At 69.1% G+C, this 18136-nt stretch carries 21 protein-coding genes; 7 read left to right on the plus strand and 14 right to left on the minus strand.

Translation table 11 applies throughout. The features are described 5' to 3' along the window. Positions 1 to 18: 18 nt before the first annotated feature. The 4 genes from H1W00_RS12340 to H1W00_RS12355 form a co-directional block, all read right to left on the minus strand. Complete coding sequence (locus H1W00_RS12340) at positions 19 to 759, minus strand: DUF2510 domain-containing protein (protein ID WP_181755961.1); 741 nt, start codon at positions 757 to 759, stop codon at positions 19 to 21. A 1074-nt stretch (positions 760 to 1833) separates the two neighbouring features. Then, entirely contained in the window at positions 1834 to 2283 is a 450-nt protein-coding gene (locus H1W00_RS12345; protein WP_181755962.1) for a hypothetical protein, read from the minus strand. Between the two features lie 127 nt (positions 2284 to 2410). Beyond that, positions 2411 to 2593 (minus strand): hypothetical protein, encoded by a 183-nt coding sequence (locus H1W00_RS12350; protein WP_181755963.1) that lies wholly within the window; start codon positions 2591 to 2593, stop codon positions 2411 to 2413. Positions 2594 to 2764: 171 nt separating this feature from the next. Then, positions 2765 to 3715 (minus strand): class II glutamine amidotransferase, encoded by a 951-nt coding sequence (locus tag H1W00_RS12355; protein ID WP_181755964.1) that lies wholly within the window; start codon positions 3713 to 3715, stop codon positions 2765 to 2767. A gap of 291 nt (positions 3716 to 4006) precedes the next feature. On the opposite strand from H1W00_RS12355, the gene H1W00_RS12360 reads away from it, so the two are divergent. Next, on the plus strand, positions 4007 to 5626 hold the full coding sequence (locus H1W00_RS12360) for a DEAD/DEAH box helicase (protein ID WP_241732849.1): 1620 nt from the start codon (positions 4007 to 4009) through the stop codon (positions 5624 to 5626). Between the two features lie 24 nt (positions 5627 to 5650). Here H1W00_RS12360 and H1W00_RS12365 read toward each other — a convergent pair whose 3' ends face one another. From H1W00_RS12365 to H1W00_RS12375, 3 genes are read right to left on the minus strand one after another with little or no spacing between them, the layout of a single operon-like run. Further along, positions 5651 to 6208, minus strand: coding sequence for a hypothetical protein (locus tag H1W00_RS12365; protein WP_181755966.1), 558 nt, complete (start codon positions 6206 to 6208; stop codon positions 5651 to 5653). A gap of 13 nt (positions 6209 to 6221) precedes the next feature. Beyond that, on the minus strand, positions 6222 to 6851 hold the full coding sequence (locus H1W00_RS12370; protein WP_181755967.1) for a response regulator: 630 nt from the start codon (positions 6849 to 6851) through the stop codon (positions 6222 to 6224). Beyond that, positions 6848 to 8041, minus strand: a complete 1194-nt coding sequence (locus H1W00_RS12375; RefSeq protein WP_206680021.1) for a histidine kinase — start codon at positions 8039 to 8041, stop codon at positions 6848 to 6850. The genes H1W00_RS12370 and H1W00_RS12375 overlap by 4 nt, the downstream gene beginning before the upstream one ends. Before the next feature lie 190 nt (positions 8042 to 8231). Here H1W00_RS12375 and H1W00_RS12380 point away from each other — a divergent pair, with 190 nt between their 5' ends. Together H1W00_RS12380 and H1W00_RS12385 are read left to right on the plus strand one after the other, a co-directional pair. Beyond that, positions 8232 to 9299: an ABC transporter permease gene (locus H1W00_RS12380; RefSeq protein ID WP_181755968.1), complete on the plus strand. Its 1068-nt coding sequence runs from the start codon at positions 8232 to 8234 to the stop codon at positions 9297 to 9299. Then, the gene (locus H1W00_RS12385; protein ID WP_181755969.1) at positions 9296 to 10012 is read left to right on the plus strand and encodes an ABC transporter ATP-binding protein; all 717 of its coding nucleotides are present in this window, start codon (positions 9296 to 9298) and stop codon (positions 10010 to 10012) included. The genes H1W00_RS12380 and H1W00_RS12385 overlap by 4 nt, the downstream gene beginning before the upstream one ends. On the opposite strand, the gene H1W00_RS12390 is transcribed toward H1W00_RS12385, so the two are convergent. Further along, the gene (locus H1W00_RS12390; protein WP_181755970.1) at positions 9993 to 11120 is read right to left on the minus strand and encodes an alcohol dehydrogenase catalytic domain-containing protein; all 1128 of its coding nucleotides are present in this window, start codon (positions 11118 to 11120) and stop codon (positions 9993 to 9995) included. The genes H1W00_RS12385 and H1W00_RS12390 overlap by 20 nt on opposite strands. A 94-nt stretch (positions 11121 to 11214) precedes the next feature. Here H1W00_RS12390 and H1W00_RS12395 point away from each other — a divergent pair, with 94 nt between their 5' ends. Next, on the plus strand, positions 11215 to 11535 hold the full coding sequence (locus H1W00_RS12395) for a DNA gyrase subunit A (protein ID WP_181755971.1): 321 nt from the start codon (positions 11215 to 11217) through the stop codon (positions 11533 to 11535). Here the strand turns inward: H1W00_RS12395 and H1W00_RS12400 are convergent, their stop codons facing one another. Continuing rightward, positions 11536 to 12381, minus strand: a complete 846-nt coding sequence (locus tag H1W00_RS12400; RefSeq protein ID WP_181755972.1) for an SDR family oxidoreductase — start codon at positions 12379 to 12381, stop codon at positions 11536 to 11538. Between the two features lie 79 nt (positions 12382 to 12460). Here H1W00_RS12400 and H1W00_RS12405 point away from each other — a divergent pair, with 79 nt between their 5' ends. Beyond that, entirely contained in the window at positions 12461 to 12937 is a 477-nt protein-coding gene (locus H1W00_RS12405) for an Rrf2 family transcriptional regulator (protein ID WP_181755973.1), read from the plus strand. A gap of 5 nt (positions 12938 to 12942) precedes the next feature. Then, positions 12943 to 13686, plus strand: coding sequence for an alpha/beta fold hydrolase (locus H1W00_RS12410; protein WP_181755974.1), 744 nt, complete (start codon positions 12943 to 12945; stop codon positions 13684 to 13686). On the opposite strand, the gene H1W00_RS12415 is transcribed toward H1W00_RS12410, so the two are convergent. From H1W00_RS12415 to H1W00_RS12430, 4 genes are all read right to left on the minus strand, one after another. Next, positions 13624 to 14043, minus strand: coding sequence for a DUF6069 family protein (locus tag H1W00_RS12415; protein WP_181755975.1), 420 nt, complete (start codon positions 14041 to 14043; stop codon positions 13624 to 13626). The genes H1W00_RS12410 and H1W00_RS12415 overlap by 63 nt on opposite strands. Next, complete coding sequence (locus H1W00_RS12420; protein ID WP_181755976.1) at positions 14040 to 15023, minus strand: RNA polymerase subunit sigma-70; 984 nt, start codon at positions 15021 to 15023, stop codon at positions 14040 to 14042. Before H1W00_RS12420 ends, H1W00_RS12415 begins: the two co-directional genes overlap by 4 nt. Positions 15024 to 15100: 77 nt before the next feature. Further along, complete coding sequence (locus H1W00_RS12425) at positions 15101 to 15655, minus strand: DUF2231 domain-containing protein (protein WP_181755977.1); 555 nt, start codon at positions 15653 to 15655, stop codon at positions 15101 to 15103. 32 nt (positions 15656 to 15687) lie between these two features. Further along, entirely contained in the window at positions 15688 to 16146 is a 459-nt protein-coding gene (locus tag H1W00_RS12430) for a GNAT family N-acetyltransferase (protein ID WP_181755978.1), read from the minus strand. A gap of 365 nt (positions 16147 to 16511) precedes the next feature. Here H1W00_RS12430 and H1W00_RS12435 point away from each other — a divergent pair, with 365 nt between their 5' ends. Next, positions 16512 to 17108, plus strand: a complete 597-nt coding sequence (locus H1W00_RS12435; RefSeq protein WP_181755979.1) for a C40 family peptidase — start codon at positions 16512 to 16514, stop codon at positions 17106 to 17108. Between the two features lie 56 nt (positions 17109 to 17164). Here the strand turns inward: H1W00_RS12435 and H1W00_RS12440 are convergent, their stop codons facing one another. Beyond that, entirely contained in the window at positions 17165 to 18121 is a 957-nt protein-coding gene (locus tag H1W00_RS12440) for an NAD(P)-dependent alcohol dehydrogenase (protein WP_181755980.1), read from the minus strand. Between the last annotated feature and the right edge of the window lie 15 nt (positions 18122 to 18136).

Genomic DNA, 18136 nt, shown 5'->3' on the forward strand with positions numbered 1-18136 from the left:
TACCGCCGCAATCAGTCATCAGGTGGCTAGAAGTTCGACCTCCGGTATCAGGACCGTGACACGGGCCCTAACAATTCCCGACCCGTCGTCTTTCGCCCAGACCCGAGCGTCGCCTGTTACGAGAAAGCCCGACCGCGCAATTGCGGCCAACGGACCTGCGTAATCCTCCGCGAGGGCGGCCGGAAGGTGGCCAACCTGGTGACCGTCGATTGAAACGATCACGGCATTGGCGTCGTGCGGGTTCCACGGTTCGGGTACCAGAACGCATTCAGCATCGTTGATCTCAAGTCCCCGGCTAGGAATCGGAAGACTCCGGGCTCGGAAGACCTTCTTAATGCCCGCAATGTTGTGGGTCTCCCCAACGACCTCAACCTGTTCGTCGAGCGGATCTCTTCGTGGCTCCAGAGTCAACTCCGAGAGCATCTGCGCCAAGGAGGGAAGGCGACCTTGATGACTCGATGGAGTTCGACCGCCTCGCCGACTCGGATCACTCTTGGCCTCCAGCGCGGCATTGGCCTCAGTTCTCGCGGTGAGCCGCTCGGCCTTCGCCTCGGCCTTCTCTTCCTTGCTGCCCACGAGCTCACGCATGAATCGACTTCGACGCTTAGTCTCGCCGGGTGGTCGGGTTGTGGCGATTTCCGGCGGACTGGGCGCGAGATGCTCCGTCCACTGGTTCCCGTCCCACCAGCGAAGTTGGCGTTCGTCGGCGTGGTCTGGGTACCACCCGGCCGGAGGTAGTTGGTCGCCGTTCTCGGTCATTCCGCCGAGAGTAGTCGGAGCGTTGCGTCACGACATGCACTTCCGGTTACGCGCCTGGTCATCCTGCTCCGCCACGTCTCTCCTCTGACCGCGTCCTTTCGCCGCGATTGGTCCCATGCAGTGCGTACTCCGTGGAACTAGACAAGATCCCGGTGGTTTCACTCATGCTCGTTCAATGACAGACAACTGGACGATGCTCGAGTTGCGACGCGCGCTGCTCGAGTTCGAGACCGATCTGCGGCGAGCTGGGAAGCGCGACAGCACCGTGCACACCTACGTTGACCGCGCCGACCGATTCCTCCGGTACCTCACCGGTGACTATCACCCTGGGAGATGAATGCACGCAGGCTGCGATCGCGTCACTTCGCCGCGATACCTCTACAAAGCGTCGCAGCGCGCCAAGCTGGTGGGCCAGGCGCACCAGCCATTGCCTCCCTTGAAGTAGACCAACCCACTTGCCCCGATACTTGAGACGACGTAGCGATCGGCCAAGGTGTGCAATTCTCCAGTGTCGCGGTCCAACCACGTCTGCTGTCGGACTACGACGTCTCCTGCAGCCAACTTGAGCTCCCGTAGCCTTCTGGCGGTGCGAGCAGCCAAGTAGTGACTGATCCACGCGGACGCCAAACTCCTGCTGAGGGACGTGCGCTCGAATAGTCGATCGTGGGCGATCGCTTCTAAAAATGCGCGCTGTTTCTCGGACGGAAGTGCGTCCTCGCGTGCCGGGACTCCCCAGATCTGTGGTCTCAGATAATCTTCCAGCAGGATGGCGGCGACTCCGCGAGGGAGATCACCAGCGAGTGACATGCCGACCTGCATTGCCAATCTGAGTTGCTCCGGGGCTATTGGGCCCGATTGCTCCTCGAGAAGGCGGACCGGCTCGTTCCAGTCTGGAAACGTCACGGCCACGATCATGGCCTATTTCGTTGACGGTGTGCGCCTCGCGGCCGCACAATCCTCGCCATATTGCCGCATTCCTCACGCGGCGTGGAATAGACAAGGCTACGGAGGCCACCACCGAACCCGCCGGTCGCGAACGTCGTGAAAGGCACGATCTTGGTCGTCGCCCAACCCTTAGGAACCAGCTTGGCGGGTTACTACAGCAGCGATCACCTCGGCAACCACGTTCCGAGAAACGGAAGCTAACTGTCCGGACGCCTTCCGCAACGCGCTCTTGTCGTCCGGATCATCAGTGAGCTCCTCTGCCTGCCGAAGGGCAGAGAGCAAATGTTCGACGGCGGAATCGCCATCCGGCCAAAGGCCGGTGGCCCGCCGGCCGCGTTCTGTGACTCCGCTCGCGATGGCCACATAGATCTCGCCGTTTCCAGTACGCTGCACCTTTCCCAAGAGGTAGGTGCCGATCAGGGCATCAAAGGCACGGGCGGTTTCCGCTGCGTCGATGCCGACCGCTGGTGCAACCTGCCCAGAAGCCACTGTGGGCGACGTCCTAAGCCGATCGGCTGTCTCCACCAGAACTGGCAGGTCTCGGCTGTGCCACTGATCGGAAAGCGTCACGCGATTCATGCTTGGACTGTAGTCAGCGAACTCACGATGGAGGTCTAACCTCTAGATTCTCGACAAGCAGCGCCATGGGAGCCATGACGGCGCCAGTGTCGGTCGGGCGGACCAGACGAAAGTGTCGATGGGGGTCTCAAGAATCTGATGCGTGGACCCATTCGACCTCGCCGACCACGCCGGGCTTCTCGCTCGTCACCTTCGGAGGTTTGTCGCTTTCTGCCTCGTCCTTGGTCTCGCGGCCGTCCCTCCCGTGCGGGACTGGTACGTCGATCAGGCCGCGCGTCACGGCAAACACATCGCCGACGCGATCGGCCAACAGCTCGACTTCGCGTCGAGCGAAGCGCCATCCGCGCCTGCCTCGTCGCCAGACCAGAAGACCCCCTAATCGAAGGCGGCTTCGGCCGAGCTCATCTGCGGCACTGCGAGCCCCCCAGCAGCATCTCGCCGCCAATGACGAACAACAACAGGCCTTCGACCTGAGTGCCCGCTACACCTTCAGCTTGTCGACGGTCTTGGTGATCTGCTCGCCGTCCCTCTCGAGGAACACGATCTCGCCGAACTCCAACCTGCCCCAGTCAGCCTTGCTGTCGGTCAACGGCTCGGAGGCGAAGATGACGCCGGTCGCGTGGTCGACGGTGCACTCCTCGAAGTCGTAGGTCGGGCCGTCGTGGTCGAAGTTGCGACCCATCAGCAGGTACATCGGCTCCAGGAGCATGGAGAGGGCGTAGTCGTCCGTGCCGGGACCGGACTTGCGCAGCTCCTCCCAGTCCCCCGCCGGGTCAGGCTCGCCGTGGTGCCCGGTGCCGACGTTGACCCCGATGATCCGGTTCGGGGAGACCAGAGCCAGTTTCAGCTTGGCCAATGCCGGCAGATCGAGATCCTTCATCGCCTGCACGAGGAGTCGCATGACCTCCTCGAAGGCGCGCTTCACGTCCTCGTCGCTGTCGCTCTCGAGCAGGGACAGCAGGAGCACGTAGAGGAACTCGGTGTCCGTGGTGCCCACCATCTGCTCCAGGTACTCGTCCTTGCAATGCTGCAGCAGCTCGCGCTGCAAGAGCTGCCAGTTCGGTACGTCACCGTTCTGCGCGACGATCCACAGCGTCCCCTCGAAGGAGAACGGGTGGCAGTTCTCATCTGCCAGCACGGTCTTGGAGTTGTAGTCCGCCGCCCTGACGTGGGCGAGCATGGTGCTGACCTGGAGGCTCGGCACGATGCCGACGACGTTGTCGTCGTAGAAGGCAGCCATGGGGCGGTGATAGAGGAACGGCTTGTCCGGCTTGAGCAGGTGCTCGCTCCACGCTCCGAATCCCCACCCGGCCAGCTGGAGCTGAGGGTGGCGCTCCGGGTCGAGGGCCTGGTTGATGAGGCTGTTCTCTGGCTTGAGCAGCAGCTCTTCCAGCGGGACTTCGGTTCCTAGATAGGCCAGAACGCGACACATGGGCTTCCTTCGCTGATCGATCGTGGATCCGTGACGTGGTCGGTCGGCACAGGCCAGGGCGCTCGAAGGCACGCAAGGCGTCCCGAGCCTAGGGGCGATGAGCGGGGACGGCGACCGGGACGCCTCCCCCGGGCGAGCCAGCTCTGTTCGGGTCGGACACCCCGATAGCGTCCTGAGGTGGCCAGTCCTCGCCGATCCAGTGCTCGTCGACGCGCCGCGTCTCCGCGCCGTGGCGGGTCGCGACAGCAGTCGCGGCCGATGCCCGCCGCCGGACCGGGTGAACGGGTGTGGGTGCTCGACGTTCCGTACGGGACACAGGTCGACGGCGCCACCTGGCACCCCGCGGTCAAGACCCATCTCCACGTCGGACGCGCGTTGCCCGAACACCTCGCGCCGTACGCTCCGGGGCCCCACACGCTCGGTCGGTTCATCGAGAACTCCCTCAATCCCGACCATCCGACGCCCAGCGCCGAACCGACCGATGAGCTCGAGCCGCGAAGGATCCAGTTCGAGGCGGCCGACGCGATCGCGGCGCGTGCGGCGGCGGGCGGGCGGCAGTTCCTGCTGGCCGATGAGCCCGGCGTGGGCAAGACGATCTCCGCGGTTCTCGGGGCGACGGCGGTGGCCGATCTCCGAGCTGCGCGGCGGGTCCTCGTCGTGGCCGACCGACCCGCCGCGATCACGATCGGGCACTGGTGCCGCACGATCACCGCACTCGGCGACGGCGGCCTCGAATGGGTGGTCATCACGTGGGACCGGTTGGAGAAGGTCAAGGACCACACGTGGGACGTCATCATCGCGGACGAGGCTCACGCGCTGCGACGGACGACGACGAAGCGATGGAAGCTCTGGGCGCGGATCTCCGGACACGGCCGCCCGCACGACAAGGCACCGTTCGTCATCTCGACCACGGCGACGCCCGGGCACACGCCACTCGAGCTGCCGTACCTCGCTCCGGCCTATGCGCAGGTGCTCGGTGAGCCGATGAAGGAGTGGACCTCGTCGACGCAAGCCGCAGCCGCGTTCGCCGACGCGCTCGAGCGCCACGGCGTCGGGGTGGAGCGCGGACGCTACGGCGCGACGTGGACCACCGACCCCGCTCGCCGCGCGGCAGATCTCAAGCTGGTGCGCGGCTGGCTGAGTGAGGAACGGCCCCCGGCCATGCTGCACCGCGCCGCACCGTGGGGGTCGGTACCGATCTTCGGCATGCCCGTGGCGCTCACCCCGGCGGAACGGACAGCCTACGAGACTGAATGGGGCGAGTTCTGTCGCGAGATGGACGTCGCCCGGCGCGGCCGCAACGTCGCGAGGGGCCGCTCCGCGCTGCTGCGCTTCCGGCAGAAGGCCGGACTGATCCGCGTCGACTCGACCGTCGCCTGGATCGCCCAGCAGGTCGAGGCCGAGCGGCAGGTCGCGTGCTCGGTCGAGTTCGTGGCGACCGCGGCCGACCCGATCGCCGACCGTCTGCGCGAGGCCGGCATCGAGGTCGCCACCATCTACGGCCGTGACCGGTTCGACGTCGAGACCGAGCGGCTCCGGTTCCAGACGGGGCAGGCGAAGGTCTGCGTGTTCACGACCGTCGCCTCGATCAGTCTGCACGCCGGCGAGACCCTCGCCGACGGTCGCTGTGGGAGCACCGAGCCGCGGGTCGGCATCTTCCACCAAGCGCGATTCTCGGGCATCGCCGGACGACAGGTGACCGGCCGGACCCACCGCGACCACCAGGTCTCGCCATGGCACATCGCCTACGCCGAGGGCACCGTGGAGGAACGGGTCGGCAAGGTCATGGTGGAGCGGATCGCCGCAGCCTCCGACACCGCGGGAGGCGACACCACAGGCTTCAGCGAGCTGGCCCAGCTCCTCGGGGCCGACTGGCTGCCGACCACGGCCCTGATCGAGGACGGAGTCTGATCCGTCTCGACCAGGACACCGACCTCACGCGAGATCGGAGAGGCGGGCCTTCCAGTAGGGACGCCAGCGCTCACCTTCGGCCGTCGACGCGAGGCCGGCGTGCTGGATCGCGATGCGATCGGCGGAGACGTCCACCTTGACCGTCGAGCCGTCCGACAGCTTCGCGCGCCAGTAGCGCCACTTCTCCGTCGAACTGACCCGCGGCTCCTCCGCGAGCACCACCCCGTCGAACGCGTCCTGGCCGGCGACGAGCGCGAGCCAGCGGTCGAGCAGCTCGTCGAGCGAGCCCACGACCTTCTTCGACGCCGACACCGCGTGGTCCCCCGCCGACAGCTGGCCCTTCTCCCGCAGGCCGTGCTGGTGCCCGTACTCGATCGCGATCGTCTGGGCCCACCAACCGTCGTTGAACGGTTTGCCGTTCGCTGCGTGATGCGTGATGCCCAGCTCGTGGACGCGCTTCAGCGCGAGCCTCGCGATGTCGGGGTGGGGAAGCTCCTGGGCTCCCTGCTCGGTCAGCCACTCGTCCCACGCGGTCCACGCGGTTCCGGTGGCCTTGGTGATGCTCGCCGCCTTCGATGCCATGGGGACGAGCCTCTCAGGCGCGGCCGATGACACCGCGCCGACGCGCCTCAGCGACGGCCGCGGTGCGCGAGTTCACGCCCAGCTTGGGGTAGACGTGCGCCAGATGGGACTTCACGGTGGTCTCGCTCAGGTGCAGCCGCCGGGCGATGTCCGTGTTGCTGTGTCCCGCGGCGACCAGGTTCAGCACCTCGAGCTCCCGCACGCTCAGGGACGTCCGCGGCTGCTGCATCCGTGCGAGGAGGCGCGTCGCGACCGACGGTGACAGAGCGGTCTGACCTGCGGCGGCGGCATGGATGGCCGCGGTGATCTCCTCCGGCGCGGCGTCCTTCAGCAGATAGCCGGCGGCACCCGCCTCGATGGCCTCGATGATGTCAGCGTCGGTGTCGAAGTTCGTCAGGACGAGCACAGCGGGCGGCTCCGCCAGTCCGCGAATCTCGCGGGTGGCCCGCGCGCCCTCGAAGACCCCGTTGAACTGGAGGTCCATCAACACGACGTCGGGGCGGCTCCGCCGGGCCTCGTCGAGGGCTTCCGCCGTGGTGCCCACGGCGGCGACGACCTCGATCGTCCCCTCGGTCTCGAACAGTGCGCACAGAGCGGCGCGCATCAGCGGGTGGTCGTCGACGATGAGGACGCGCACGCTCATCCGGCCACTCCGAAGCTCGCCACGACGCTGGTTCCGTGCCCGGGGCGGGACTCCACGTCGAGTCGACCACCGAGGGACGCCGCCCGCTCGCGCATGGCCGCCAGCCCGAACGACGTGGAGGCGTCCCCGAGCGGCCCGAGGTGAGCCGGGTCGAACCCGAGGCCGTCGTCGACGACGTCGAGGATGACCTCGTCATCGAGCCGCGTCAGGGTCACGTCGACCCGAGTGGCGTGGGCGTGCTGGATCACGTTCGCCATCGCGCCCTGGGCGATGCGCAGGAGTGCCGTCTCCACCGGCATGGGCAGGATGCCGGTATCGGCAGGCACGTCGACCTCGACCTGGAGACCGGTGGTCTCCCGGGTTCGTGCTCCCAGCCGCACCAGCGCATCCCCGATGCCGGCGTTCCGCAACGCGGGTGGGGCCAAAGCGTGGATGAACTCGCGTGTCTCCGCCAAGGCCTCGGTGGCCGCTTGTCGGGACTGCTCCAGCCGCTCGCCGCCCTTCGGCGTACCGGGACCGCTCCGCTGTGCGGCATGCAGCAGCATGATGACGCTCGAGAGGGACTGCGAGACGGTGTCGTGGATCTCGCGGGCCAGCCGTTCGCGTTCGGCCACCACGCCCGCGGCATGCTCGGCCACCACCAGCTGGTCGCGAGTCCGCGTCAGCTCCTCGATCAGCCGCTGTCGTTGCGCGACCTCGCGTTGGAGGGCCTCGTAGCCCCAGCCGATCACGATGGCGACGCCCGCGCCGAGGGCTGGCCCGACGATCCCGGCGACGTCGAAGCCCCGGTGCAGGCCGAAGGCGCCGATCGCGACCATCGTGGCGCCGATCACCGCCATGATGCCGAGCGCCGTCCCGAGCTGGCGCAGGTAGAGGAAGAACAGCGCGAAGACCAGGTAGGTCGCCTCCACGCTGAGCCACATCAGCGCGAGCCACTCCAGGGTCAGGGCCACGATCCACCACCAGCCCCGCCGTCCCGGCTCGGGCAGCGCGCCCTCCGGCACGACGCCGAGGACGTACGTGACGGCGAACAGCGTCGCCAGCGAGATCACCGCGACGCGGTCCGCGGCGGTCCCGTCGGCGGAGTTGAGCACCACGATCGCGATCAGTGCGGCCACCAGCGCGTGGAGTGACATCGAGAGCCAGCTCGAGACCGGGCCGATCCCGCGGCTGCTGTCGTCCCGCTTCACACCCACATCACCGATCCAGTCTAGGTGGCGCGACGGTCGGTACCCCTCGTTCGAAAGGTGGAATTGCGCTTCGTACGTTCGCCCACCGGAAGAGCGTTCGGGTGCACGATGGCGCGGCGCCGGAATCGAGCGACGGTGGAGGGGACGCACCGGTCATCGGGATCGTGCGCACCTCTCTCGAAGGAATCCCATGTTCGTCGCCTGGCGCGACCTCAAAGTGGCGAAGGGACGATTTGCGCTCATCGCCGTCGTCGTCACGCTCATCACCGTCCTGGTGACGTTCCTCGCCGGACTCACGGGTGGGCTGGCCCAGCAGAACGTCTCGGCCATCAGCTCCCTCGACGCGGACCGCATCGTCTTCTCGACCTCGGGCGACGAGCCGCCGTCCTACGCCGACTCGGCGGTCACCCAGGCCCAGACCGACACCTGGACCGGGAGGGACGGGGTCACCTCCGTCGCCCCGCTGGGCATCAGCACGTCACGGGTGTCCGCAGCCGAACGGAACGAGACCGTCGCGCTGTTCGGTGGCGGCCCACCCACGTCCTCCGAGCCGTCACCTCCGCGTGGCCACGTCGCCCTGGGCGCGGAGACGGCGCAGGAGTTGCGCGTCGTTGCCGGCGACACCGTCCGGATCACGGACCGCACGTTCGTCGTCGACTCCATTCGCGACGTGTCGTGGTACTCCCACCTGCCGGTGGCCAACCTCGCGCTGGACGACTGGCAGGCGCTCGCCGCACGACCCGGCGAGCCGGAACCGTTCGCGACCGTCCTGGCCGTCTCCGGATCGCAGGTCGACTTCGCCGCTGCCGACGCCGAGGCGGGCACGGAGTCCACCGGTGTGCTGACCTCGCTCCCGGCACTCGGGTCCTTCAAGTCCGAGATCGGATCGCTGCTGCTCATGGTCGGGATGCTCTTCGGCATCTCGGCCCTGGTCGTCGGCGCGTTCTTCACCGTGTGGAGCATCCAGCGACAGCCGGACATCGCGGTGCTCAAGGCGCTCGGCGCCACCAACCGCATGCTGACGTTCGACGCCCTGGGACAGGCCGCCGTCGTGCTGCTCGTCGGCGTGACGAGCGGGATCGCCGTGACAGCCGTGCTGGGTGCTGTGGCCGGCGCTGCCCTGCCGTTCGTCCTGAGTCCGCTGACCACAGTCCTGCCCGGGCTCGTCATGACGGCGCTCGGGCTCGCCGGCGCCGGTCTCGCCACCCGATCCGTCACCCGGATCGACCCCCTCACCGCACTCGGGAGCAACCGATGATCGACCTCGCCAACATCACCCTGACGTTCCCCGACGGCACATCCCGCGTGACCGCGATCGACGACGCCAGCCTGCACGTCGAGGCCGGTGCGACGGTGGGCATCACCGGCCCGTCAGGATCCGGGAAGTCCAGCCTGCTGGCCGTTGCCTCGACGTTGATCACGCCCGACCGCGGCACCGTCACCATCGACGGCGTCGAAGCGACCGGCCTCACCCTTCCCGAGCGAGCCGAGCTCCGCCGCACACGAGTGGGACTGGTCTTCCAGCAGTCCAACCTGCTGGCCTCTTTGACGGCCTTCGAGCAGCTGCTGGTGATGAACGAGCTCACCACCGACCGGCAGCGTCGCGGCGCGCGCAATGTGACGCGCGAGCGCGCCGCCGAGCTCCTCGAAGCGGTCGGCCTGAGCCGCGACGCCGACAAACGACCCGCACAGCTCTCGGGCGGTCAACGCCAGCGCGTCAACATCGCCCGCGCGCTGATGCACCGTCCCTCCGTGCTGATCGTCGACGAGCCCACCAGCGCACTGGACCAGGAACGCGGCACCCAGATCGTCGACCTGCTGCTGCGACTCACGGCCGAGCACGACACAGCGACGATCCTCGTCACGCACGACCAGCGCATCCTGCCGCGCCTGACCAGTGCCCACACGATGATCGACGGTCGGCTGCGTCCCCTCGCTCTGGAGGCGTCCGTCAGCGCATCGGGTCGATGATCGTCATGCCGGCGAGCTTCGCTTCGTCGAAGACCGGCAGGAGTGCGGCGGCCTCGTCGAGGCCGATGGTGCGCTCGATGAGACGCTGCGGCTCCAGCGAGCCCTGCTCGATGAGCGCCATCATGCCCGGGTAGGCGGCGGCGGCCATGCCATGGCTGCCGAGGAGGTCGAGCTCCCAGCCGATGACGCGCTCCATCGGCACGCGGGGGTGGCCCTCGATCGAGGGGAGCAGGCCCACCTGGGCGAGGCGGCCGCGTCGGCGCAGGCTGAGGATCGCGTCGGCGCAGGTCTGCTCGCTGCCCACCGCGTCCACCGCGACGTGGCTCCCGCCGCCGGTGAGGTCCGCGACCGCAAGGGCGACATTTGTGACGCGGTTCCGCTCCCGCTCGACTTCCGGACCGACTGCCGTCACAAAAGTCGGGGGCGGCGCGGCGGCAAGGCCACCGGAGTGGTCCGGCCCCGTGAGGATGCCGTGCTCCGCGCCGAGCTCGGCGGCGACCGCGAGCGCCTCGGGGTTCCGGTCGACGGCGATGACCCGGGCGCCGAGCGCGCGGGCGATCATGACGGAGCTGAGGCCCACTCCCCCGGCGCCGACGACCGTGACCCACTCGCCATCGACGACCCGGGCGCGACCGACGAGCGCGCGATAGGCCGTGGCGAACCGGCAGCCCAGGCTGGCCGCGGTCGCGAAGTCGACCGACTCGGGGATCCGCACGAGGTTGGTGTCGGCCGCGTGCACGGCGACGAACTCGGCGAACGATCCCCAGTAGGTGAAGCCGGGCTGCTCCTGGTCGGGGCAGACCTGCGCGTCGCCGGCCAGGCACCACTCACAGGTGCCGCAGCCGGCGACGAACGGGACCGTGACGCGGTCATCCACCCTCCAGAGGGTGACGCCGGACCCGACCTCGGAGATCACGCCGGCCAGCTCGTGGCCCGGCACGTGAGGGAAGGTGATGCCGTCGTCGTGGCCGGCCCACCCGTGCCAGTCGCTGCGGCACAGCCCCGTGGCGACCACGCGGACCACCACGCCACCGTCCGGAGCCGTGGGCTCGGGAACGTCACGAATCTCCGGCTGGGACCTGACGGCATCGAGGACGAGCGCGCGCATCTGCATCACCTTTCGAACACGTGGGACGCGACCATTGTGACCGGCGCCCGGATCGCGCCCTCGCAGCGCGTCGTCCCGTGGAATGCTGACGCGCATGGACGACGAGGCGCACGAGTACACCGACGACGACGTCCGCCGCATCCTCGAACGCCTGCACATCCTTCAGGCCTTGCACGACGCGTTGCAGCGGTGGCGCGAGGTCACCGACGTGATCCACTCCTCGACGTCGGAGAAGCACGCCAGAGGTCGACTCCGCGAGTTCATGGGCTTCGACGATGTCCAGGCCCAGGCCGTGATGGACATCCAGGTGAGGCGGGCCACCGCGGAAGACCGGGAGCGGATCAGGCGCGACCTCGACAGGATGAAGGACGAACTGGCCATCGCTCTGGAGCAGCGGCGCCGGCGTCGGCCCTGATCAGGAGAGCAGATCCTCCAGAGCGGTCGGCGTACGGCCGCCGACCCGCTCGACCACGTCGGTGACGCGGGCCAGCTTGCCGAGCCGGATCGAGGCGCCGAACGACACGAGCAGCGGCGCGAACGCCTCCGGCACACCAGCGGCAACGAGTCCACCCTGATAAGCCTCGTCGTCGACGTTGATGACCTCGACGGGGCGTCCGGCGAGCTTCGTGGCGAGCGCGGCCAGATCCGTGGCGGTCACCGCGGCGGGACCGGTCACGTCGTAGGCCTGGCCCTCGTGGCCCTCGCCGGTGAGGACGCCGACCGCGACGGCGGCGACGTCGTCGCGCGTGACGTAGGCGGCTCCGCCGTCACCGGTGTTGGTGAACAGCTGGCCGCTGGCGGCCGCCTGCTCGATCGTGCCGACCTGCATCTCGGCGTAGAGGTTGTTGCGCAGCATCGTCCACGCCAGGCCGCTGGCGCGGAGTGCGTCCTCGGTGGCCGCGTGGTCGGGGACGACGCCCGAGGGGTTGTCCTCGGTCGGCTCGGGGATCGACGTGTAGGCGACGTGACGCACGCCGGCCTTCACGGCGGCGTCGATGGCGGCGCGGTGGCCGTCGACCCGGGCACCGACCACGTCGGTGGAGATCAGCAGCATCCGCTCCACGCCGGCGAGCGCGTCGACCAGGCCGTCCGGCTGGTCGAAGTCGGCGGCACGGACGGTCGCACCGCGATCGGCGAACTCCGAGAGCTTGGCGGGGTCGCGCGTCAGCAGCACGACCTCGGAGGGGTCGACGGTGGCGAGGAGCTGGTCGGCGACGAGGCGGCCGAGCTGGCCGGAGGCACCGGTGATGGCGAGGGTCATGGGATCTCCCGATCTGTAGTTACGGTGATGACAGTTCATAACTGTAGTCACGACGATGGCGGTATGGCAAGATGGGGTCATGGCCAGGTCGACCAACACCCAGTTCGCGGTGGCAGTGCACGTGCTGACGTACCTCGCCGCCAGTGCGGCGGCGGGTCGCGTCGCGCCCGTGGGCTCCGAGGAGCTGGCCGGCAGCACTGCCGTGAACCCCGTGCACGTGCGCAAGGTGCTGGGTCCGCTGCGTGCCGGCGGCCTGGTCCGTTCGCGTCCCGGCGCCCGCGGTGGCTGGGAGCTGCCGGTCGACCCCGCATCCGTCACGCTCGCGCAGGTCTGGCAACTGCTCCAGGGCGACGATCCGGTGCTCGGGATCCACGGCCCCAACCCCGCGTGCGCCGTCGGCGGCAGCATCCAGGGCGTGCTGACCGACCTCGACCGACTTGTGGCGGAGGCGATCGTCGCAAGGCTCGACGCGATCTCGCTGAAGGACGTCCTCACGGACGCGGGCTTCGACGCCGACGACTTCGCCGAGCTGACCGCCATGGCCGGGATGCGCTGAGCCGCATGGCCGAGCTCGACGGGATCTGGTGGTCCTCGGCGGGCGAGGGAGCCGCGGTGGTGGTGCCGCGCCTGAACGTCGACTGGTCGTCGATGGACCTGTCCGCCCTCACCGAACGGTTCCGGGTGGTGATCGTGGCTCCGCGCGGATTCGGACCGAGCGCCCGGCCCGGGTCGTATGACATGAGCGGCTTCGTCGGCGACGTCGAGCGGGTGCTGGACCACCTCGGCATCGAGTCCTACGCCACCTTCGGGTACTCGATGAACGGCGTGATGGCCGCGCGGCTCGCCCTGAGCAGCGCCCGCGTGACGGCGGTGGCCTGCGGTGGCTTCCCCCTCACCGCCGACCTGAGCGGCATGGGCGACCGTGCGCGAGCCCGCAACGCCTCGGCACGCGACGACCCGGACGAGTGGGAGGAGGTCCTCGCGACCTACGACCCCGCGGCCGCCGAAGCGTTCTGGGACGACGTCGCCGCCCTGCCGCCCGGCGCACTGGCGGACCTCGACCGCCCACTCCGCCTCTGGTGGGGCGAGGACGACGCCGTCCTGGCATCGCTCCTCTCCCCCGCCCAACTGGGGCGCGACCTCGACGCCCGCGGCATCCCGTACGAGGTCGTGCCGGGGCTCGACCACGACGGGATGCTGCAGCGGCTCGACCTCGAGCTTTGCGCGATCACCGAGTGGCTCTCACGGCGTGCGGAGCGCCCGCGCCACGACGGGGATGACTACCGCCGCCGCGACGAGGTGTAGTCCCACGAGGGTGGCGGTCGTCGCCGCGTTGCCTCCCGCGAGGAACGGCGGCATCAGGGACACCGCGGTCAGTGCCAGCGTGACCTGGAGGAACCGCTGCGCCGGGCGAGCGCTCCACCGTCCCAACGCCAGCGCGACGGCCACGCCGACGAGCGAGAAGAACACGGTCACCGTGGCGAAGCCGCCCACCGGGATCGCCTCGCCACCGTCGGGGACCTCGAAGTCCACGCCGGCTGCATTCGCCAGCGCGGCGCAGGCGGTGGTGACCGCTGCCGCCACGACCGCGGCCACGACGCCGGTGACGGCGATCCTGCCGAGGCCGGGTCGGATGCCGATCCGTGCCTCCGCGGCGCTCATGACGCCTTCAGACGCTCGGGCAGTCCCAGCCGCGGGAACTGGTCGCTGTGGAAGGTGAGGATCTCGCTGATCTTCCCGCTTTCGATCCGCAGCACGTCGACCGTGAGGGGCAGGTAGGCGTTCTCCTGCTCGCGCCAGAGGTAGGCCCCGACCGCGGGCTGCCGGTTCGCCGACGTCGCGACGACGCGCAGGCCCGTCATGCTCTCGAAGCCGCTCTCGACCCAGTCGCCGACCACCGCGTCGCGACCGACCAGCAGTCCCGGAGTCGGCGGCATCGAGCAGCGCACGTCCTCGCGCAACATCTCGGCGATCGAGTCGATGTCCGTGGCGACGCACGCCTCCGTGTAGCGGCGCACCAGCTCGAGCGTCTCGGGGTCGTCAGCGCCGCCGGTCCACTCCTGGCGCTCGGCGGGCAGGTGCTCGCGCATCCCGGCGCGGGCGCGCTGCAGCGCCGAGTTCACCGAGTTCACGGAGTCCCCGAGGAGTTCGGCGACGTCCTTCGCCGGCCAGCCCACCACGTCGCGCAGGATCAGCGCGGCCCGCGGCCGTGGCGCCAGGTGCTGGACCGCGATCAAGTAGGCCAGCTCGATCGTCTCGCGTGCCACGACCCGCGACTCGGGCTCGTCGGCGTCGTCCGCGCGCAGCTCGTCGAGCAGCCGGTCGGGGTACGGCTGCAGCCACAGCACCTCGCCGCCGGTGGCCGGTTCGGGGCGCCGCTTGGCCAGCAGGTCGAGGCAGGCGTTCGTCGCGATCCTGTAGAGCCAGGCGCGGAACGTCGAGCGACCCTCGTAGGTCTCCCTCCGCCGCCAGGCCCGCAGGAACGTCTCCTGCACGGTGTCCTCGGCGTCCTCGAAGGAGCCGAGCATCCGGTAGCAGTGCACGTGCAGCTCCCGCCGGTGCCGCTCGGCCATCGCGGAGAACGTCGGCTCGTCGACCTCGGTCATGTCGCTGCGCTCCCCCAGTTGCGTGTCCACACTCATGGCCATCCTCTTCCGTCTCGTCATGTCCTGTCACAGGTAAGACGGCGGAAGGGCCGGGAACTCATCACCGGGGGTGGTCAGGCGCTCGGAGCGGCGCCCCCTGCGACCGTGCGGTTCGCCGTTCCCTTCGTGAGGGCCAGGTGCCCTCCGAGCAGGCCGGCGCCGACCATGACGAGGTTTCCCGCGATCGCGAACTTCGAGCCCGTGACTCGGTTCCCCCGCATCCGCGCGACGAAGGAGCCGAAGAAGAGCACGGTGGCGATGTCGGTGCCGGCGGCGTGCACCGCGCCGATCCTGCGTTCCGCACCCGACAGCTCGGTCCAGTCGGCGGCACCCGCGACGGCGGTCGGTATCGCGGCCGCGAGCCCGCTCGCGACCAGCAGCCTCGCACTGTCGTGCGCCTTCGACCCGCCGGCCACGTCGAGGATCGAGGCACTGAGCCAGCAGCCGAGGGTGACGTCGGTGAGCACGGGATGCACCGAGTGGCCCAGGACTCCGGAGTGCAGTGGACTTCGCCTGGCCCACTCGAGCAGTGGGCGGTAGACGGTCTGCTGGGCGTCGGCGACCCACTCCGCGACCGGGCTCTCGCCCACGGCCCGGACCACGCCCTGCACCATCGAGCCCGACGACACCCTCTCAACGTACGCCCGTGCTTAGGCCCCGGCTAGGGGCGCGGACGCCTCAGCACGATCTCGTCGTCGGAGAGCTCGCCGGTCTCGACGAAGCCGAGGGACCGGTAGAGCCCGAGCGCGACCTCGTTGTCGGCCGAGACCGACAGCGCCGCCTCCCGGTAGGGCGTCCCGGAGAGCGCGGGCTCCTCGCGCTCCCACAGGGTCAGCAAAGCCTCGACGGTGGCGCGGCCCAAGCCCTCCCCCTGGCGTTCCGCGTCGATCATGAGGCCACCGATCCAGTGGCTGTCGTCGTCGGGATCGACGGCCCACATGACGTGTCCGACGGTCGTCCCGTCCTCGGTCCGCACGGCGCAGGAGCGCCACAGTCCGTCGTACGCCGACAGGCACAGGTAGTACGTGGGCTCGGCGACCCAGCCGCCCTGGGCATCGGAGGCGCGGACCTTCGCGATGTCGCGCCAGTTCTCGGCGGTGGCAGGTTCGAGGATGACCATGGGTGCATCCTCCCCGACACCGCGAAAGTGTGAGATGGCTCACGCGTGGCCTGATTTCGCAAACTGCGTTTAGCGCTGGAATGCCAGTGAACGCCCCGATTTCAGAGGGAAACGGCGGAATCTCTCCGATTCGTGGTCCCGGATTTCACGTGCCTATGGTCCCTGAGGCCCTACTTGGGCCAGGCCGTGAGCACGCTGAACTCGCCGAGGTTCACGGGACCAGTCCATCAACACACAATCGGCGAGCCGGGGAAACCAGCATTGCGTCGCGTTCGCGCGACTTGGGGCTAACCACCGAGCGTGGGGCACACCTTCACTGCCAGTCCGACAGGTCTCTCCTCGAAGGCGTTGAAGGAGATCCCCCTATGCGACATGTCGCAACGATTCTCGCTGCCTCCCTGGCGGCCTCCATCATGACCGTGAGTGCTCCGGCCCAGGCGGCCCCCGCCACCGTCAGCTCGAGCGGCGCCCAGAGCTCCGTCTCCACCACGACCGCGGCACCGTCCGCGGCCCAGCTGCGCTACCAGCGCATCGTGAAGCGCAAGGCCGCCATCAAGCGCAAGAAGTACGTCATCGCGCGCAAGAAGGCGATCAAGCGCAAGCGCGCCATCATCCGCGGCAAGAAGATCATGAACGCCGCCGCGAAGTACAAGGGCACGCCGTACCGCTACGGCGGCGCGAGCCCCTCGGGCTTCGACTGCTCCGGCCTCGTGAAGTACGTCGTGAAGAAGTCCGTCAAGAAGAACATGCCGCGCGTCGCCGGTGCCCAGATGAAGAAGGGCAAGAAGGTCTCCAAGGGCAACAAGCGCAAGGGCGACCTGATCGGCTTCTACAACGGCTCGGGTGTCTACCACATCGCGATCTACGCCGGTAACAACAAGATCTGGCACTCGCCCCGTCCGGGCAAGTCCGTCGAGAAGGTCAAGATCTGGACCGGCTCGTACAAGGTCCGCCGGGTCTGAGCGACCGCAGATCCCGTCGAGGGCGAGTCACCGCACGGTGGCTCGCCCTTGGCATGTCACGAGGTCGGGACCACCACGAGCTTGCCCAGGGCCCGCCCCTCGCCGACGTGGGCGAGAGCGTCGGGAACCTCGTCGAGGCGATAGGTCCGCTCGATGTGCACCCTGACGTCGCCGCGGCTGACCAGGTGGGCGAGCGGCACGAACTGCGCGGGCCCCTCCTTCACCACGAGGACGCCCAGCGAGCGGCCGGTGGCCGTCCCGACCACCGTGCCGGCGGTGAGCACGCGCAGGAGCGTGCCGACCGAGCCGCCCACGCAGCGATACGTCCCGCCCCGCGCCACCGAGCGGCGGTACGCGAGGACGGAGCGGCGCGCCACAAGGTCGAGGACGAGGTCGTACGGCCCGGTCCGGGTGAAGTCCTGGAGCCGGTAGTCCAGTACCTCGTCGGCGCCGACCGAGCGCATGAAGTCCAGCTTCGTGGCGTTGTCGACGCCGGTGACGTGGGCACCGAGGCGCTTCGTGAGCTGGATCGCGAACGAGCCCGATCCGCCGCCCGCGCCGTTGACCAGCACGCGCGAGCCAGGTCGCGCCCACGCGGTGCCCTGGATCGCGATCGCGCCGGCCTGCGGAATCGTCGAGGCGTCGGCGAACGAGAGCCCGGCCGGCTTGGTGGCGAGCACCGCCTCCGGGGCCACCGCGTACTCCGCGAAGCCGCCCTTCAGCGCGAGGTTGTCGCCGTACACCTCGTCGCCCGGACGGAACGAGGTCACGCCCTCGCCCACGGCCTCGACGACGCCCGCGATGTCGGAGCCGAGCGTCGGGCGCGCCGGGGCCCGCAGCCCTCCGATCCGCGCGTACGCCGGCGAGCCGACGAGGCACTCCCAGTCGCTGAGGTTGACCGAGGTCGCCTCGACCCGCACCAGCACCTGGCCCGCTGACGGCGTCGGGACCGGGACGTCCTCGACCCGCAGGACCTCCGGTCCGCCATAACGGTCATGGACCACCGCTCTCATGTGCGACATCATCCA

This window comes from Aeromicrobium phoceense (assembly GCF_013868155.1).
GTDB classification, from domain to species: domain Bacteria; phylum Actinomycetota; class Actinomycetes; order Propionibacteriales; family Nocardioidaceae; genus Aeromicrobium; species Aeromicrobium phoceense.

Excerpts from the sequence above, each read along its gene's own strand:
- H1W00_RS12340 (WP_181755961.1), bottom strand. The coding sequence starts at position 759 with ATGACCGAGAACGGCGACCAACTACCTCCGGCCGGGTGGTACCCAGAC.
- H1W00_RS12345 (WP_181755962.1), bottom strand. The coding sequence starts at position 2,283 with ATGAATCGCGTGACGCTTTCCGATCAGTGGCACAGCCGAGACCTGCCA.
- H1W00_RS12355 (WP_181755964.1), bottom strand. The coding sequence starts at position 3,715 with ATGTGTCGCGTTCTGGCCTATCTAGGAACCGAAGTCCCGCTGGAAGAG.
- H1W00_RS12365 (WP_181755966.1), bottom strand. The coding sequence starts at position 6,208 with ATGGCATCGAAGGCGGCGAGCATCACCAAGGCCACCGGAACCGCGTGG.
- H1W00_RS12370 (WP_181755967.1), bottom strand. The coding sequence starts at position 6,851 with ATGAGCGTGCGCGTCCTCATCGTCGACGACCACCCGCTGATGCGCGCC.
- H1W00_RS12380 (WP_181755968.1), top strand. The coding sequence starts at position 8,232 with ATGTTCGTCGCCTGGCGCGACCTCAAAGTGGCGAAGGGACGATTTGCG.
- H1W00_RS12385 (WP_181755969.1), top strand. The coding sequence starts at position 9,296 with ATGATCGACCTCGCCAACATCACCCTGACGTTCCCCGACGGCACATCC.
- H1W00_RS12390 (WP_181755970.1), bottom strand. The coding sequence starts at position 11,120 with ATGCGCGCGCTCGTCCTCGATGCCGTCAGGTCCCAGCCGGAGATTCGT.
- H1W00_RS12395 (WP_181755971.1), top strand. The coding sequence starts at position 11,215 with ATGGACGACGAGGCGCACGAGTACACCGACGACGACGTCCGCCGCATC.
- H1W00_RS12400 (WP_181755972.1), bottom strand. The coding sequence starts at position 12,381 with ATGACCCTCGCCATCACCGGTGCCTCCGGCCAGCTCGGCCGCCTCGTC.
- H1W00_RS12405 (WP_181755973.1), top strand. The coding sequence starts at position 12,461 with ATGGCCAGGTCGACCAACACCCAGTTCGCGGTGGCAGTGCACGTGCTG.
- H1W00_RS12410 (WP_181755974.1), top strand. The coding sequence starts at position 12,943 with ATGGCCGAGCTCGACGGGATCTGGTGGTCCTCGGCGGGCGAGGGAGCC.
- H1W00_RS12415 (WP_181755975.1), bottom strand. The coding sequence starts at position 14,043 with ATGAGCGCCGCGGAGGCACGGATCGGCATCCGACCCGGCCTCGGCAGG.
- H1W00_RS12420 (WP_181755976.1), bottom strand. The coding sequence starts at position 15,023 with ATGAGTGTGGACACGCAACTGGGGGAGCGCAGCGACATGACCGAGGTC.
- H1W00_RS12430 (WP_181755978.1), bottom strand. The coding sequence starts at position 16,146 with ATGGTCATCCTCGAACCTGCCACCGCCGAGAACTGGCGCGACATCGCG.
- H1W00_RS12435 (WP_181755979.1), top strand. The coding sequence starts at position 16,512 with ATGCGACATGTCGCAACGATTCTCGCTGCCTCCCTGGCGGCCTCCATC.
- H1W00_RS12440 (WP_181755980.1), bottom strand. The coding sequence starts at position 18,121 with ATGAGAGCGGTGGTCCATGACCGTTATGGCGGACCGGAGGTCCTGCGG.